We start from the raw sequence: 16745 nt of genomic DNA, 5'->3' as shown, positions 1-16745 counted from the left end.
GAGGACAAACGCCCGCTCGTACATACGGGGGTGAGGGATTGTGAGCCTTTCCGTTGTCAGCTGCTCTTGATCGTATAGCAATATATCAAGGTCTACTGTGCGCGGCCCCCAGCGGACCAGCCGCTCCCTTTGCAAAATTTCTTCAATTTCTTGGCAGGTATCCAACAACTCCAAAGGAGAGAGGCTGGTTTCCATTTGAATAACTACATTTAGAAACGCACCTTGCTCGAGATAGCCGACTGGAGCCGTTTCGTAAATGGAAGACATCTTCATATTAGAGATGGCGGAATTTGCTTGAAGCAAGCGAACCGCTTCTTGAAGCTGTGCTTTCCGGTCCCCTAAATTCGACCCTAAGGATAGATAGGCCCTGTTCATCAGAAATTCCCCCGTGTGATGTCGATTGCTACCGATTTGTAATGGCCGGGGATCGGCGGGTCGGGCTTGATTAACTGCACGCGCACTCCTTGGACCAACGGGAATTTGTTCCTTAATTCAGCAGCCACTGTTTCGGCCACAGCCTCGACCAGTTTTTTCGGTTTTCCTTCAATAATTTCGCGACATGTTTCGTACGCTTCGCCGTAATGGACTGTGTGTTCCAACTCGTCCGTTTCCCCAGCGCGTTTCAAATCGACCGCGAGTGTCACTGTTGCACGGAAACGCTGCCCGAGTTTTTGTTCTTCTGCAAATACGCCGTGATAGCCGTAAAACTCCATTTCATTTAAATGAATATAATCCATGTCTATCCCCCTACCTTTATCTTGCCTGTTAAGAAATCCATCATCTTGGCTGTTTGCACCGTTTCTTTCACATCGTGGACACGCACGATTTGACAGCCTTTCATGACACCGAAAGCTGCCGTTGCGAGGGAGCCTTCCAAACGCTCACCGATTTGTGCATCGAGTAATTTGCCGATGAATGATTTGCGGGAAGTGCCGAGGAGCACAGGGTAGCCCATCGCTACGAGCTGATCGAGCCGCTGCATCATTTCGACATTTTGGGCCAGCGTCTTGGCGAACCCGATGCCAGGATCGAGCCAGATGTGATTGTCCGGAACGCCTGCATTTCGGGCGATACGTATGCTTTCTTCAAGATCTTTTTTGGCATCTTGCCAAAAATTATCGTAAACTGCTTCGGCACGGTTGTGCATCAGAATGATCGGCACTTGTTTATCTGCAGCGACTTGTGCGATTTGGGAATCGTATTTCGCGCCCCAAATATCATTGATGATATGCGCTCCGGCCTCGATGGCTGCACGGGCGACAGCGGATTTGTATGTATCAATGGAGATAATCGCCTCGGTTTGTTCTCTCAGCGCCTTAATAACCGGCACAACGCGAGCGATTTCTTCTTCGTCGGAAATCTGCGTGTGGCCAGGGCGTGTTGATTCACCGCCTACGTCGATGATTGCAGCACCGTCTTGCAGCATTTGCTTGGCGCGGGCCACCGCTTTCTCAACATTGTTGAATTGTCCGCCGTCTGAAAACGAATCTGGTGTCACGTTCAATATGCCCATTATTTGTGTTTTTGCGCTTACGTCTAAGTTCATCTTTGTTCACCGTCCATATCTGAATTGAAGAAATCAGTCATTTCCCGGGAAATACTGTTATGCAAACTGTCCCTATTTTATCGCGAAATTGCAATTTCTGCACAAATAAAAGAGCCCTTTTCAAAGGGCTCCTAAGATTCTCGATTAATTTTCGTCGAATTGATAAAGCGGAGTGCTCAAATAGCGTTCGCCGTTCGATGGCAAAATCGCTAATACTTTCTTGCCTTTGCCAAGCCTTTTCGCAAGTTCGAGCGCTGCATAGATTGCTGCCCCTGATGAGACACCACCAAGAATACCTTCTTCGCGGGCAGTTTTGCGGGCGAATTCATACGATTGCTCGTTGCTGACTTGCATGATTTCGTCATAGATTTCTGTGTTCAGTACGGCTGGAACAAAGCCAGCGCCAATGCCTTGGATTTTGTGGGGTCCTGGTTTCCCACCGGACAAGACAGGTGAGTCGGTCGGTTCGACGGCAACGATATGGACATTCGGGAAATGCTCTTTCAGCACTTGTCCAGCACCTGTGATCGTCCCCCCTGTGCCGATGCCGGAAATGAAGCCATCTAGTTGATCCATCGCTTCGACGATTTCAGGCCCTGTGGTCAGGCGATGAACTTCAGGGTTTGCTTCGTTATTGAATTGCTGGGGCATAAACCAATCGTTTTCGGCTGCCAGTTTTTCGGCCGTCTTGATAGCGCCGTTCGGGCCATTCATGCCGTCTGGTCCTGGGGTTAGCACTAGTTCTGCACCGTATGCACGCAAAAGATTGCGGCGTTCCATGCTCATCGTTTCAGGCATGACAAGAATTGCGCGGTATCCTTTGGCTGCAGCGATCATGGCAAGGCCGATTCCGGTATTGCCGCTTGTCGGTTCAATTAATGTATCGCCTTCTTTTAAATCACCGGATTTTTCTGCCGCTTCGATCATCGCGAGCGCGATCCGGTCTTTTACGCTCGAGCCTGGGTTGAAGTATTCCAATTTAACGTAAACTTCCGCATCTTCAGGTCCTGTCAGCCGGTTTAATTTAACAATCGGTGTTTGCCCAATCAATTCGGTAATTGAATTTCCTACTCGTGCCATGTTTACCACTCCTAATCCCTACTATTTTCGTCGACATTATTTTATTTCATCCTATCAATTGCGGCGTGAACTGTCAATCTTTGGAGAGCGCCTACAGCTTATTCCCCTTCACCGTAAAACCATTCAGCATTGAATTCCTGCCAGAAGGCTTCGGGCGAGACGGATTGAGGCAATTGTTCGAGTGCCAGCTCCCGGCTGATGTGTTCTTTCACTTCGTCGTAGCTGAACGTGCGGCCTTCGATTTTTTCTTTCACCATAATGATGGCGGTGCGCCCGTCTTCAAGTGCCAGTGGGGCTGACCAGGAACCGGGTTCTATACTTTCTGCCGTTTTTGCGATCTGGGGATCGATCGATGCTTGGCCAGGAGAGACGAAGCCGATGTCGCCGCCCAAGTTTCCTGTTGCATTATCAATGGAGCGCTCACGGGCCAGTGCCTCGAAGCTCGAGCCGCTGTCGAGTTCTTTGACCGCCTCTTCCGCTTCCGCCTTGGAATTCAAGACGATCATGCTCGTGCGGTATGAATCTTTGACGTCATAGATAGCCCGGTTCTCTTCATAAAAATCTTTGATCGCCTGGTCATCGATGAGCACATCTTTCGTCAAGACCTTTTCAAGGATCAATTGCGCTTTCACTTTTTCGCGCTGTCGTTCGGCGTCGTTTGCATACAGCAGTTCTTCAGTACCGTCCTGCGCAGTCCGCATCATGGCCAGCTCCAGATCGATTTCCTTATCGGATACTTCGATGCCGTAATCCTCTGCGGCGGCAGCCATGACTTTTTCATTGACCAGCTCGAGAAGGGCACTCCGGCCATGCTGTTCTTCCATCGATGCCATCCATTCCGCACGCGTGATTTCTTCTCCATCGACCACCGCAACTTCTTCGCTTGCGGCACTGTTGCCGTCCGGGATGAGCCAGGCGATGAACCACAATAGGTTGGCCAGCAATAAAATGCCGATGACCATCAACACCGGTTTCGTTTTCAAATGGCGTTTCTGTTTCGGAGGGGTCGTGTTAGTTCGATTCAAGGTCATTGATCAACGCTTCCAATTCTTCTTTGTTATAATGATACTTTTCGTGACAGAAATGACATTCCGCTTCCGCTTGGCCGTCCGTTTCGATCATTTGGCGGATTTCCGCTGCACCGAGCCCCATGATGCCTTCTGCAAATTTTTCTTTTGAACAGGTGCAATTGAACTGGACAGCCGTTTTCCCGAGAATCTGGACATTGCCTTTCCCCAGCACTTCTTCGAGGATCCCTTCAGGGGTGAGCCCGCGCTTGATCATGGATGAGACGGGCTCGATGTTGGCCAAGCGTTGTTCGATCAATGTGATGGTCTCGTCATCGATATCCGGCATCAATTGAATGATGAAGCCGCCTGCTGCGAGCACGGAGTTATCGGTGTCGACCAGTACGCCGAGCCCGACAGACGATGGCACTTGTTCGGAGACGACGAAGTAATAAGTCAAATCCTCCGCGATTTCCCCAGAGACGATCGGTGTCTGGCCCGTGAAATAATCGCGCATGCCAAGGTCCTTGACGACGGACAACATGCCTTCCGTGCCGACGACGCCTTTGACATTGAGCTTGCCGCTCTTGCTGTCAACATGGGTTTGTGGATTGGCGACATAGCCGCGCACATTGCCTTTGGCGTCGCTGTCGACCAATAAATGACCGACTGGCCCGCCTGCTTCGATTTTCAAGGTAACGCGGTCTTCTCCTTTAAGCATCGCGCCGAACATGACGCCGCCTGTCATCAACCGCCCAAGTGCCGCTGTTGCCGCGGGCCATGTCTGGTGGCGGCGCTGTGCTTCACCTACTGTTTCTGTTGTATTGACTGCAAATGCACGCACATTGCCGTTAAAGCCGAGGCCGCGTACTAAATAATCTGGCATAGTGATTCTCCCTCTCTTTACGCTTGGTTGCGTTTATAGATGTAATGCAGGCCTTTCAATGTCAAAAACGGGTCCACATGGTCGATCATGTCGGACTCTGCGGCAATTAGCGGTGCGAGGCCGCCTGTCGCAATGACCGTCGGCGGCTGCTTGCTTTGTTGTTTCATGCGGGCGATGATGCCTTCCGCCTGGCCGACATAACCATAGACGATTCCTGACTGCATGGCGGAAACCGTATTTTTTCCGACAACCGAATCCGGCCGCGCGATTTCGATGCGCGGCAATTTCGATGCGCGTGTGTAAAGCGCTTCGGTCGAGCTTTGGATGCCCGGGGCGATGGCGCCGCCTTGATACTGTTTTTTTTCATCGATATAACAAAAGGTATTGGCGGTGCCAAAGTCGACGATAATCAAGGGGCCCCCATATTCCTGTATGGCAGCGACGGCATTGACGATGCGGTCCGCGCCGACTTCACGCGGATTTTCGTATTTGATATTAAGGCCGGTCTTGACGCCTGGCCCGACGACCAGCGCTTTGGTGCGGAAATATTTTTGTGCCATGCGCTCTAGCGCGAACATGATCGGCGGGACGACAGATGACATGATGACGCCGTCAATCGCTTCAAATCCCAGACCGACGTGATTCAAGAACGCTTTGATCTGCATGGCGTATTCGTCTTCGGTTTTATGGCGGTCGGTTTCCATCCGCCAATGGTGAAGCAGTGTATCGTTATCATATACGCCAAGGACGATATTGGTATTGCCGGTATCCATCACTAAGATCATAATTTCTCCCCATTTATCTGCTGAATTTCCAACACATCATACCATAATTCCGCGAAAGCAAAAAGCCGGCGCCAAGCCCTTTTCAAGGGTGGCACCGGCTTTTCGTTATTTACGGTCTTCTCGGATCGGCCCTTTGGAATCAGCCGATGAATCTTCTTCCGGCAGATCTCCTGATGACGGGTCATTCGGGGCGCCCGTGACATCCGGGTTTACCTCGTCCGTTTCCGCTTCGCTTTCTTCTTGCTCGTAGTTGCCGTTCAGGGCTTCATACGAACGTTCCGGCAAGGTGCCGTGTTCTTTCAAATGCATGATTTGGGCAGCATCGAGTGTTTCCACTTCAAGCAATGTGTTCGCAAGCAGTTCAAGAAGCTCGCGTTTTTCCGTAAGGATCTCTTTCGTCCGGACGTACTGCTCTTTGATGATGCGCTGGATTTCCTGGTCAATTTCGAATGCGATCGCATCGGAATAGTTTTGATCTGAATTGAAATCGCGTCCAAGGAAGACGTTGCCGCCTTGGGATTGGCCGAATTGGATCGGGCCAATCTTGTCGCTCATCCCGTATTCAGTGACCATGCTGCGGGCGATCGCTGTCGCGCGCTGGAAGTCATTGTGCGCGCCAGTGGAGACTTCGCCGAAGACGATATCCTCTGCCACACGCCCGCCGAGCAAGCCGGCAATCTTATCGAGAAGTTCCGGTTTGGTCATGAAGTAACGGTCTTCACGCGGCAGCATGACGGCATATCCGCCAGCCTGGCCACGCGGGACGATTGTTACTTTATGGACGATGTCGGCATCATCCAGCATGAGGCCGATGACAGTATGGCCTGATTCGTGGTATGCGACGATATTGCGTTCTTTTTTCGAAATGACGCGGTTCTTCTTGGCTGGACCTGCAATGACGCGGTCTGTCGCTTCGTCGATATCGGCCATGTCGATTTTCTTCTTATTGCGGCGAGCGGCGACAAGCGCTGCTTCGTTCAATAAGTTCTCAAGGTCTGCACCGGAGAAGCCAGGTGTGCGCTGTGCAATGGCCTTCATGTCGACAGTATCGTCAAGCGGCTTATTGCGAGCATGGACTTTCAACACTTCTTCGCGTCCTTTAACATCCGGGCGGCCGACTGTGATCTGGCGGTCGAAACGGCCAGGGCGCAGAAGTGCCGGATCTAGGATATCTGGACGGTTGGTAGCAGCGATGATGATGATGCCTTCGTTCGCGCCGAAGCCATCCATTTCGACGAGCAATTGGTTGAGCGTTTGTTCACGCTCATCATGCCCGCCGCCAAGGCCGGCGCCGCGCTGGCGGCCGACTGCATCGATTTCATCGATGAAGATGATACATGGTGCGTTTTTCTTCGCGTTCTCGAACAAATCACGAACACGTGAAGCCCCGACACCGACGAACATTTCGACGAAGTCCGAACCACTGATGGAGAAGAACGGCACGCCTGCTTCGCCGGCTACCGCGCGGGCAAGCAATGTTTTACCGGTACCCGGAGGCCCGACAAGCAAAATCCCTTTCGGAATGCGGGCACCGATCTCGCCGAAACGTTTCGGATCTTTCAGGAAGTCCACGACTTCGACAAGCTCTTGTTTCTCTTCATCCGCTCCGGCTACATCGTCGAAGCGGACTTTTTGTTTCTGGTCGTCGTATAATTTCGCCTTGCTTTTTCCGAAGTTCATCACTCGGCCGCCACCGCCGCCTTGTGATTGGTTGAGCAAGAAGAAGAACAGGATGAAGATGATGATGAATGGAATGATGCCGGTAAAGAATGAAACCCATCCGCTAGTTTGCGGGGCCTTCAAAAACTCGACTTCCACATCTTCTTGTGCTGTCGCGAGCTCATCGATTTGCGCTACCAATGCCTCGTTTTCGATCGGCACATTGGTGACAAATGATTCGCCTTCATCATAATCTGCCATGCGGCCGGTCACTTCGTACACTTGTGCGTCCGGCTGGATGGTCACTTCTGTAATTTCACCGGCGTTCAGCGCATCTAGAAAGTCGCCATAGCCAATATTTTGCGTCGGCTGATTGCTATTATTGAAAGTTCCTAGAATACCGATGATGACTAGGAATATCAGTAGATAAAATATGGTGTATCGGAATATTCGATTCATCCCGCTCCTCCTCACAAAGTTTCCCAAAACTAACCTAAATACTAACACAGGGACAAAAATGCATACAATGAAAAGCCTTTACGGCATGTATGAAATCATCGGCTCTTTGAACTTTCTTTGACTATTCCTCTTCCCCGCTATATACGGACGGTTTCAGTATTCCAATATATGGAAGGTTGCGGTATTTCTCTGCGTAGTCCAAACCGTAGCCGACAACGAACGCGTCCGGTACTTCAAAGCCGATATAATCCGCTTTCAAGTCCACTTTACGCCCGGTTGGTTTATCAAGAAGCGTGACGATTTTAATGGAGTTCGCTTTGCGGTATTTGAACAAGTCCACCAAATAGCTCAATGTCAGTCCGCTGTCGATGATGTCTTCGATGATCAGCAAGTCACGGCCTTCGACGCTTGCGTTCAAATCCTTGACGATTTTGACTTCACCTGAAGAAACCGTGGCGTTTCCATAGCTTGAAACATCCATGAAATCCATTTCCACATAACCGTCAAAACGTTTCATGAGATCGCCCATGAATGGCATGGCGCCTTTTAATACACCGATGGCGAGCGGGTATTTCCCTTCATAATCACGCGTCAATACTTCCCCGAGTTCACGCGCTTTTTCTTGGAGCTGTTCTTCGCTGATCAATACTTCTTTAATGTCCTTTTGTAACATGGTGGGCCTCCTAGTTTCTTCCTCATTTTGCATAGTCTATGCATTGTTCAACTAATACTCGGTTGTCTGCCGGACGCTTGGTCCGGCTCAGGCAAGCTGCGGTGCGCAAACCGGGCACCAGTAATACTCGATTTTCTCCGGCCACGATGATTGGCCAGCCGTCCCGTTGTTGGGAGGGGATCTTCTCGTCAATCATCAGCCGTGCCAGTTTTTTTGCCTGGTCCATGCCTGCAAGCCGGATCCGGTCGCCCGGCTCTCTTCCACGGAGTGTGAAGTCCACCTCTTCGGAATGAAAATACCAAAAAAGGGCGTTCTCCACTTCCGGCTCTTCACCGGCTTGCAAGACCCGGTAACGTGACCCGCAAACAGGCGGCGACCAAAAACGGCCGATGTCAGCTCGCCGGCGTTCCAGGTGTTCGGTGTGTTTTTCAAAAAACACCTGGTCATATTGGCGTATCATCATATAATTTTGCGGCAAATGTAAAAAAACAGTGCCCGAGGAACTTTGGAGCAGCTCGCGCACTTGTTCCGCCAAATGGCTCGTTATTAACACTCGCTTGTCATCATATAGATAGTTTAATAGTAGTAGAACCATCCTTTTTTGTAAAGCGGAGGGATGGCTTCTGAAACTTTCGGCAGAAATAAGCAATTCCTTGTCTGAAGACAGCAATTCTTTCAACGTTTGTTCGGCGAGCTGCTGAAGGAACACTGCATCTTCGTTGATCTGTTCAGCGAGCTCGGAGAAGTGTAACGAAGCGCGAGGGTTTTCCTGCGCCATCGCAGGCACGATGGTCTTACGGATGCGATTGCGTGTGTAAGTGTCACTGGCATTGCTCGGATCTTCGCGGTACGGTACTTTTTCCAGTTGTGCATACCGGGCAATTTCCGCTTTGGTGACTGCAAGCTGCGGCCGGACGAGCAATCCACCGCTAAATGGGCGCTTGATACGCATGCCGAAAGCCCCGTTGCGCATGCTGCCGCGCATGCCTTCCATCAAGATGGTCTCTAACTGGTCGTCTGCGTGGTGGGCCGTGATAAGGACTGTGGATCCGGTTTTCCCCATTACTTTCCCGAATATGCGGTAACGTTCTTCCCGGCAGACGCTTTGTGTGTTCCCGCCTTTTTCAGCTAAAATCGCAGGGATCGGGACCGAATAGCTTTCATAAGGGATTTGCCACCGTTTGCATTGCTGTTCGACGAATCGGCGGTCTTCTGCAGATTGCTCACCCCTCAGCATGTGGTCGATGTGCACGGCGGTGAGATGGACATCCAATTGATGACGTTTTTTTGAGAGAAAATATAAAAGAACCATCGAATCGATGCCGCCCGAAACACCGATGACAAGACGGTCGCCTTTTTCGAATAGTTTGTGCTTTTTATGATATGCAAGCATCATTTGCTCATAATGATCCACGGCATGCCCTCCTGTTCTGGCTTGTTTCCAATGCAACTAAAATAAATATCGTAAAAACATAAAATGCTGATTGACACATATGTATCAGTGATAGTATGATATAAACTGTTCGTTTGAACAAGGCGGCGTAGCTCAGCTGGCTAGAGCGTACGGTTCATACCCGTAAGGTCGGGGGTTCGATCCCCTCTGCCGCCATTTTATAAGCAGCGCCCTCCAAATGCGGAGGGCGCTGCTTTTTTTATGTCAAGAAAGTATCGATTTGCTTGAAATGGTGGGCGTCGTGTTTCGTGAGATCTTCAAAATAACGGCCCATTGTCATTTCTTTATCATCGACATAGAATACAGCTTCCCATTGACCGGGAGTTGCAGATGCCAGTTGCTCTTTCAACAGCCGGCGCTCTTCAATGGCTTCGGCGACGATTGCCGGAAACTCCATCGTTTTGGCTTTATCGATGGCGCGGCGGTTGAATTCATCGACTTCAGGCAAAGGTTCCAAGTGTATCCCTTGTTCCATCTGCGGCAAGCGCTCGCGTCGGATAAAGCGGTCCCATTCCGCGAGGTGCATGACCATTTGCGCAATCGACCATTTGCCATCCGCGATCGGCTTGTAGGCGTCAGCTGGCTCCGATAAGGTCTTTTGGAGCGATTCCATATAAACTTTGTACTCGTCAAATGCCTGGAGGACTTGCTGTTGTTCCATCCTTTCCACACCTTTCCGCTGTATCGTGCAGGGCTGATGCCTGCTGAGCTGTCTACTTATTTAGACAAACGCCCCGCGTTCTCCTACCACCTTACGTTTTTCAGCAGATAAAAAAACGCCCTCCCCGAAAGGAGAGGCGTTCCATGTTCATTTTTCAACTAAGTTGAAGCATTTTCTCTATGCTATTAAAACAGCTAGCAAGTTAGCCTCTTTTCGCGCCGCGACCGCCACGCTTGGATTCTGTGGCACGCTTTAGCGTCGACAGATTGTCTTCACTGTCTTTCAGGAATTTTGCCATCTTCGTTTCGAAGGTTTCCTTAGGGGCGCGGTCAAAAGAACGATTGTTCGGACGCGGACGGCTTGGACGGCTTGAACCGCCTTCAGGCTGAGGCTTCGCTTTGCGGATCGACAAACCGATTTTTCCGTCTGCTTCTACATTCATCACTTTCACTTCTACCATTTCGCCAACCTTCAAGTGATCGTTAATATCTTTCACATAGTTGTCAGCGACTTCACTAATATGCACGAGGCCTGTTGCACCGGTTGGAAGCTGTACGAACGCTCCAAAGTTTGTAATACCTGTGACTTTTCCTTCTAACTTGCTGCCTACTTCAATCGACATAAAAAAAATGCTCCTCCTTAAAATTTAAGATGACTCCAAATTCGGGCCAAATTGACAGTTTGCGGGACTGATCCCACCTTTAATTATAGCGATGAAAGGGAGAGTGTCAACCGACTACTCTTTTTCTTCGCTATCTTCCTGTGGTTTCTCCGCATCACTCGGCAAAGTGAAAATGATCTCGCCTTCATCCGATAGGAAATAATCTTTGCGTGCAAGTTTCGATACATAATCATCGTCATTCAATAGTCGGATCTGTTCTTCAAGCTTGTCCTGCTGCTTCTGCACTTCTTCAAGCTCGGCCAGTTTTTCCTGTTGAATCTGCTCTTTATCGGCAATGGTCTGGGATTGTGCATAAATGGTCGAGCCGAGCCAAATACTCGTCAACAGCACCACCAAGCCGAACACTGCCAACCTTCTGTATAATCCCACTTTGTGCCGCTTTTTGCGCGCATCTTCGATTTCTGCAGCCCGCGTGTATTCATTTTGCAGCGGGGTCACTCCCTGGTTTTCCTGTATATTCTCCCTCTTCATCTATGGATGCCCCTTCCCTACTGATTTTGTCATTATTATACATGAAAAACATTCTATTTAAAAAGATTTTCTGTAAGCCCTTTCTCCTTTTTTCCTGTATTTAACTAGAATTTAACCGCTCTCATTAAAAATTAATAAAAATACTGTTGACTTAATTTTTATGCAACTTTATAATACAGGACACATCATTTATTATAAAAATTACTCATATTGCATATATATTCAAAAAAAGGAGTGTGGGGCATGACAGGGAAATTGATTTTGGCAAACGGGACATCGTTCGGCGGAACATGGCATGGCATGCAAAAGCCAGTACAAGGAGAAGTCGTCTTTTTCACCGGGATGACTGGCTACGAGGAAGTCATTACCGACCCTTCCTATAAAGGGCAGGTTATCGTATTTTCTTATCCGTTGATCGGCCAATACGGTATCGAATCGCTTTATGCACAATCCGAAAAAATCCAAGCCTCTGCCATCATCGTTGCAGAGCTATATACGGGGCCATTGCCGAAACAGGCAATCTCATTGGCGCAATTTGCCGAACAACAAGGCGTCCCGCTCCTCAGCGGTGTCGACACACGATCAGTCATCCAACAAGTTCGTGAAACGGGCACTATGCCCGCCCAGCTGCTTCATGAGTACGCAGATGAGCAGCCTTGGCAGACGCTCAAGACCGATTTTTTCCAGTCCGTTGAAACAGCAGCAACGAAGCAGCTCGGCGACGGCCCTTTACATATCGGCCTGGTCGATTTCCACTATAAAGCATCCATTTTAAAAGAATTGCTCGCTCTCGGCTGCACGGTCAGCATCATCCCCTATAACGGGGCAGCCGACCTCCCTGAAACGCTCGGCATAGACGGCCTATTGTTCTCGAACGGCCCAGGGGACCCGCAAGCCTTGAATAGCCGCTTGCCGGTCTACCGCGGATGGGCAGAACGCTATCCGTCATTCGGCATTTGCCTCGGCCACCAGGTGCTGGCTGCCGCGTTCGGCGCAAAAACGGCGAAGCTTGCTTACGGGCACCGGGGCGCCAACCACCCCGTCAAAAATACCAAGACCGGGCGCGTTAGCATGAGTTCCCAGAACCACAGCTATGTTGTCGAAGCGGAGAGCTTGTCAGACACGCCCTTTGAAGTGCTCTATGAAAACGTCAACGATGGCAGCATTGAAGGCTTGATCCATCCACACTTGCCGATCACAACCGTTCAATTCCACCCGGAAGCAGCTCCCGGACCTGCGGATCATCTCGAATTGTTCCACCAGTTCCTAGAGACCGCAAATGAAATGAAGAAGGTGAAAATGCATGCCTAAATTAGACTCTATTGAAAAAGTACTTGTCATCGGATCCGGCGCCATCGTCATCGGGCAAGCCGCAGAGTTCGATTATTCCGGCACCCAGGCGTGCTTGGCTTTGAAAGATGAAGGCATCGAAGTGGTGCTCATCAATAACAACCCAGCGACCATCATGACCGACGAAAGCGTCTCGGATAAAGTGTATTTCGAACCGATGACGCTCGAGTCCGCCACCAAAATCATTGAGAAAGAACGCCCGGATGGCCTGCTCGCGACGGTCGGCGGCCAGACCGGCTTGAATTTGGCGATGGCATTGGCCGATGCCGGCATCTTGGATCAATACGGCGTCACACTGCTCGGTACCGATATGAAAGCCATCAAAAAAGCGGAAGACCGCGACCAGTTCCGCTCCTTGATGAAGCAACTCGGTGAGCCGGTGCCTGATTCCGACATCATCTACTCGCTCGACGGCGCACTCGCTTTCGCAGAACGTACGGGCTATCCCGTTATCGTCCGTCCCGCCTATACGCTTGGCGGTTTCGGCGGAGGCATCGCAAGCGACGAAGCGGCTTATACCAAGCTGGTTACGCAAGGCTTGTCGGCGAGCCCGATCAATCAATGCCTCGTCGAAACGAGCATCGCCGGCTATAAGGAAATCGAATACGAAGTGATGCGCGATGCAGCCGGCACCTGCATCACGGTTTGCAATATGGAGAACTTGGATCCGGTCGGTGTCCATACCGGCGATTCGATCGTCGTCGCCCCGAGCCAAACTTTGAACGATCCGGATTTCCATATGCTGCGCACGTCTTGCATCAACATCATCGAAGCGCTCGGCATCATCGGCGCCTGCAATGTGCAGTTCGCCCTCCATCCGGAAACCTCCGATTATTTTTTGATTGAAGTCAACCCACGCGTCAGCCGCTCATCTGCGCTTGCTTCCAAAGCGACCGGCTACCCGATCGCGAAGATCGCGGCAAAGCTCGCACTCGGCTATACGCTCGATGAATTAAAGAATCCGGTGACCGGCACGACCTATGCCAGCTTCGAGCCGGCACTCGATTACGTCGCCTTGAAAATCCCGCGCTGGCCATTCGACCAATTTCCTTTAGCGGACCGCACGCTTGGTACACAGATGAAAGCGACCGGCGAAGTGATGGCGATCGAACGGCGCATGGAAGCCGCGCTGCAAAAAGCGCTGCGTTCGCTTGAACTCCCGATTGACGGGTTCCGCCTACCTGCCCTAGCTGCATTGCCAACGGGCGAGTTATTGGAACTCGCGATGAAGCCGGACGACCGCCGTTTGTTCGTGTTGTTCGAATTGCTTGTCCGCGGGAAAACTACTGACGAGCTGCATGCCATCACCGGCATCACGCCTTATTTCATATACGTGTTATCGAATATTGTTGCAGAATGGCAAGACCTCCAATCGATCAGCTGGAACTCCGTGACCGCTGAGCGCTTATTGCAGGCGAAAAAACTCGGATTCAGCGACCAGCAACTGGCCGATATTTGGGGAGTGCCGGCTGCTGAAATTTGGGGGCAGCGCAGAAGCTATAACATTGCGCCAGCTTACCGGATGATCGACACATGTGCTGCGGAATTCCGCTCGAACACGAATTATTTCTATTCCACATGGGACAACGCTGCAGATGTCGACCGATCGAATGAAGCGAAAAAAGTCGCGGTCGTCGGCTCCGGCCCAATCCGTATCGGGCAAGGCATCGAATTCGATTATTGCTGCGTACACAGCGTCATGGCTGCACAGAAGCTTGGCTATGAAGCGGTCATGATCAACAACAACCCGGAAACCGTCAGCACCGATTACGAAGTGGCAGATGCGCTTTATTTCGAACCGATCACGGCGGAAGACGTTTTGAATGTCCTGGAATTTGAAGGCATCCATGAAGTCATTTTGCAATTTGGCGGTCAGACTTCGCTCAATTTGGCGGACGCGCTGGAACAAGCGGGCATTACCGTGCTCGGCTCGTCAGTCGATTTGCTGGACCAAATGGAAGACCGCGACCGCTTTTATGCGTTTCTCGAGTCGATCGGCTTGCCGACCATCCCCGGGACGACGGCGAATGCGCCGGACGAAGTGCTGCCGGCAGCAGAGAAGCTCGGTTTCCCGGTCTTGCTTCGCCCTTCCTATGTCATCGGTGGACGCGGCATGATCGTGCTGCACGACCAAGCGGAGCTGGATGCTTGGCTCAGCGGTTCGGACAAGGCATTTCCGGTATTGGTCGACCATTTTGTCATCGGCAAAGAAGCCGAAGCCGATATTTTAACGGACGGCGACAATGTCTGGGTGTCCGCAATCTTCGAGCATCTCGAAGGAACCGGCGTCCATTCCGGCGACAGCATCGCGAGCACGCCCCCTGCGACATTAACAGATGCCCAGCAGCAAAAGCTGGTCGATACAGCGAAGCATATTGCAAGACAACTTGATTACACCGGCCTATTCAATATCCAATTCGTTTATGAAGGCGATCAATTATTCGTCATGGAAATCAATCCGCGAGCGTCACGCACGGCGCCGATCAGCTCGAAAGTGACGGATGTGCCGCTCGTTCAGCACGCAACCGCCCTATTGCTCGGCGTGCCGTACGATGAGCTCGGCATTGATGATATGTATAACGGACAACCGGACTTTACTGTTAAAGCCCCGGTGTTCTCCCACATCAAATTGCCTGGTTTGTCCCCTGTCCTGTCGCCCGAGATGATGTCGACCGGTGAAGTCATCGGCACAAACAAGCTGTTCGAAAACGCGCTCGAAAAAGCATTGACCGGCGCGTCCGTCCAGCTGGCGAAACTTGCACCAGGCTCCACGCTATTCGCCGCCCAGGACAGCGCCGATCACGAACAACTCAAGTCTTGGCGCGCACAAGGCTTCACAATCGTGACCGAAGACCAACTTTCGTTTAGCGAGTGGTTGGTGTCAAAAGACGCTGCCGCCTATATCGACTTTTCCGAAACGCCTGACGCTCACCGCATGGCGCAAGCAGCCATTCACCGCCTCCATGCCTGGTCGCGTCCGGAAACTGCGGCTGCTTACGCCGCGAGCCATAAAAACCAATTTGAACGCTTGAAAGGAGTGCTTGCCCAATGACGATGATCATGCCGCTTGCCCCAACGGTTGCCCAGGAAGATTTTCTTTCATTGAAAGACTATAGCACCGAGGAAATCCTCGATTTGCTTAATTTAGCGATTGAATTAAAGAAACCCGAAAATAAACATTTGCCGCTCTTGAAAGGAAAAGTGCTCGGCATGATCTTCGAGAAATCATCGACCCGCACGCGCGTGTCGTTTGAAGCGGGCATGCTGCAGCTTGGCGGCCACGCGATGTTCCTGAGTTCTCAAGATACCCAGCTCGGCCGTGGTGAAACGATTGCCGATACAGCACGTGTATTGTCGGGTTATTTGGACGGCTTGATGATCCGCACATTCCACCAATCCGCCGTTGAAGAGCTCGCCGAGTTCAGCTCGATTCCCGTGATTAATGGCTTGACCGATGATTACCACCCGTGCCAAGTGCTTGCTGATTTGATGACGCTAATCGAACATTTCGGCGAGTTGAAAGGCCGCAAGCTGGCGTATATCGGAGATGGCAATAATATGGCCAATTCCTTGATGATCGGTGCCGCCAAAGTCGGGCTCGATATCGCAATCGCCGCTCCGAAAGGCTATGAGCCAAAAGTGGAGATGGTCGAACTCGCGCAAGCCATCGCGAAAGATACAGGTTCTGTGGTGACGGTGACGAATGATCCCGTCGAAGCCGTGAAAAACAGCGACGCCATCTATACGGATGTCTGGGCGAGCATGGGCCAGGAAGCGGAAGCCCTCAAGCGCCTGAATGATTTTGCAGGATTTCAAGTGAACGCTGAACTGGTCCAGCATGCGAAAACTGATTACATCTTTATGCATTGCCTCCCTGCACATCGCGAGGAAGAAGTGACGACTGCTATTTTGGAAGGGCCGCATTCGGTCATTTTCCAGGAAGCCGAAAACCGCCTGCATGCCCAAAAAGCGGTGCTCGTGACGTTGATGGGCGATTGAACATGGATACGAATGAAGAGCCTTGCCTGTAAAT

General features: G+C 51.1%; 16 protein-coding genes and 1 tRNA gene (1 of these 17 cut by a window edge). 4 read left to right on the top strand and 13 right to left on the bottom strand.

From position 1 onward, the window contains the following. From folK to tilS, 10 genes are all read right to left on the bottom strand, one after another. Window positions 1-375: the 5' portion of a 2-amino-4-hydroxy-6-hydroxymethyldihydropteridine diphosphokinase gene (gene folK, locus BBI15_RS00375; protein WP_411362784.1), read on the bottom strand. Its footprint begins 117 nt before the window's first position; the window shows 375 of its 492 coding nt (coding positions 1-375); its start codon is at window positions 373-375; its stop codon lies off the left edge, out of view. After that, a complete protein-coding gene (folB, locus tag BBI15_RS00370) occupies window positions 375-737 on the bottom strand; it encodes a dihydroneopterin aldolase (protein WP_068871280.1) in 363 nt (120 codons plus the stop codon). The genes folK and folB overlap by 1 nt, the downstream gene beginning before the upstream one ends. A 2-nt stretch (window positions 738-739) precedes the next feature. Then, a complete protein-coding gene (folP, locus tag BBI15_RS00365; RefSeq protein ID WP_068871279.1) occupies window positions 740-1546 on the bottom strand; it encodes a dihydropteroate synthase in 807 nt (268 codons plus the stop codon). 144 nt (window positions 1547-1690) lie between these two features. Beyond that, the gene (gene cysK, locus BBI15_RS00360; RefSeq protein WP_068871277.1) at window positions 1691-2626 is read right to left on the bottom strand and encodes a cysteine synthase A; all 936 of its coding nucleotides are present in this window, start codon (window positions 2624-2626) and stop codon (window positions 1691-1693) included. 98 nt (window positions 2627-2724) lie between these two features. Beyond that, window positions 2725-3657: a peptidyl-prolyl cis-trans isomerase gene (locus BBI15_RS00355; RefSeq protein ID WP_068871275.1), complete on the bottom strand. Its 933-nt coding sequence runs from the start codon at window positions 3655-3657 to the stop codon at window positions 2725-2727. Continuing rightward, window positions 3638-4519 carry an Hsp33 family molecular chaperone HslO gene (hslO, locus tag BBI15_RS00350; RefSeq protein ID WP_068871273.1) on the bottom strand — a complete coding sequence of 294 codons (882 nt, stop codon included), beginning with the start codon at window positions 4517-4519 and terminating at the stop codon, window positions 3638-3640. The genes BBI15_RS00355 and hslO overlap by 20 nt, the downstream gene beginning before the upstream one ends. Before the next feature lie 17 nt (window positions 4520-4536). Beyond that, a complete protein-coding gene (locus tag BBI15_RS00345; protein WP_068871271.1) occupies window positions 4537-5304 on the bottom strand; it encodes a type III pantothenate kinase in 768 nt (255 codons plus the stop codon). A 105-nt stretch (window positions 5305-5409) separates the two neighbouring features. Then, window positions 5410-7422, bottom strand: coding sequence for an ATP-dependent zinc metalloprotease FtsH (gene ftsH, locus BBI15_RS00340; protein WP_068871270.1), 2013 nt, complete (start codon window positions 7420-7422; stop codon window positions 5410-5412). A gap of 121 nt (window positions 7423-7543) precedes the next feature. Beyond that, window positions 7544-8095: a hypoxanthine phosphoribosyltransferase gene (gene hpt, locus BBI15_RS00335; RefSeq protein ID WP_068871268.1), complete on the bottom strand. Its 552-nt coding sequence runs from the start codon at window positions 8093-8095 to the stop codon at window positions 7544-7546. Between the two features lie 22 nt (window positions 8096-8117). Then, the gene (gene tilS, locus BBI15_RS00330) at window positions 8118-9509 is read right to left on the bottom strand and encodes a tRNA lysidine(34) synthetase TilS (protein ID WP_157101604.1); all 1392 of its coding nucleotides are present in this window, start codon (window positions 9507-9509) and stop codon (window positions 8118-8120) included. Window positions 9510-9630: 121 nt separating this feature from the next. On the opposite strand from tilS, the gene BBI15_RS00325 reads away from it, so the two are divergent. Beyond that, window positions 9631-9704 (top strand) — tRNA-Met (locus tag BBI15_RS00325). A 43-nt stretch (window positions 9705-9747) separates the two neighbouring features. On the opposite strand, the gene BBI15_RS00320 is transcribed toward BBI15_RS00325, so the two are convergent. The 3 genes from BBI15_RS00320 to BBI15_RS00310 form a co-directional block, all read right to left on the bottom strand. Continuing rightward, window positions 9748-10209: a DinB family protein gene (locus BBI15_RS00320; protein WP_068871266.1), complete on the bottom strand. Its 462-nt coding sequence runs from the start codon at window positions 10207-10209 to the stop codon at window positions 9748-9750. A 202-nt stretch (window positions 10210-10411) separates the two neighbouring features. Then, the gene (locus BBI15_RS00315) at window positions 10412-10831 is read right to left on the bottom strand and encodes a S1 domain-containing RNA-binding protein (RefSeq protein ID WP_068871264.1); all 420 of its coding nucleotides are present in this window, start codon (window positions 10829-10831) and stop codon (window positions 10412-10414) included. Between the two features lie 114 nt (window positions 10832-10945). Beyond that, on the bottom strand, window positions 10946-11362 hold the full coding sequence (locus BBI15_RS00310; protein WP_068871262.1) for an FtsB family cell division protein: 417 nt from the start codon (window positions 11360-11362) through the stop codon (window positions 10946-10948). A gap of 243 nt (window positions 11363-11605) precedes the next feature. On the opposite strand from BBI15_RS00310, the gene BBI15_RS00305 reads away from it, so the two are divergent. Genes BBI15_RS00305 through argF form a run of 3 tightly spaced genes read left to right on the top strand, consistent with a single transcriptional unit; the run spans window position 11606 to window position 16711 of the window. Then, window positions 11606-12673, top strand: a complete 1068-nt coding sequence (locus tag BBI15_RS00305) for a carbamoyl phosphate synthase small subunit (RefSeq protein ID WP_068871260.1) — start codon at window positions 11606-11608, stop codon at window positions 12671-12673. Then, entirely contained in the window at window positions 12666-15764 is a 3099-nt protein-coding gene (locus tag BBI15_RS00300) for a carbamoyl-phosphate synthase (glutamine-hydrolyzing) large subunit (protein ID WP_068871258.1), read from the top strand. The genes BBI15_RS00305 and BBI15_RS00300 overlap by 8 nt, the downstream gene beginning before the upstream one ends. After that, window positions 15761-16711 (top strand): ornithine carbamoyltransferase, encoded by a 951-nt coding sequence (argF, locus tag BBI15_RS00295; protein WP_068871256.1) that lies wholly within the window; start codon window positions 15761-15763, stop codon window positions 16709-16711. Before BBI15_RS00300 ends, argF begins: the two co-directional genes overlap by 4 nt. Window positions 16712-16745: the final 34 nt, after the last annotated feature.

The sequence above is a fragment of the Planococcus plakortidis genome (assembly GCF_001687605.2).
Classification (GTDB): domain Bacteria; phylum Bacillota; class Bacilli; order Bacillales_A; family Planococcaceae; genus Planococcus; species Planococcus plakortidis.
The sequence above is the reverse complement of the archived record's forward strand: the minus strand, read 5'-3'. Positions and strand labels throughout refer to the sequence as shown.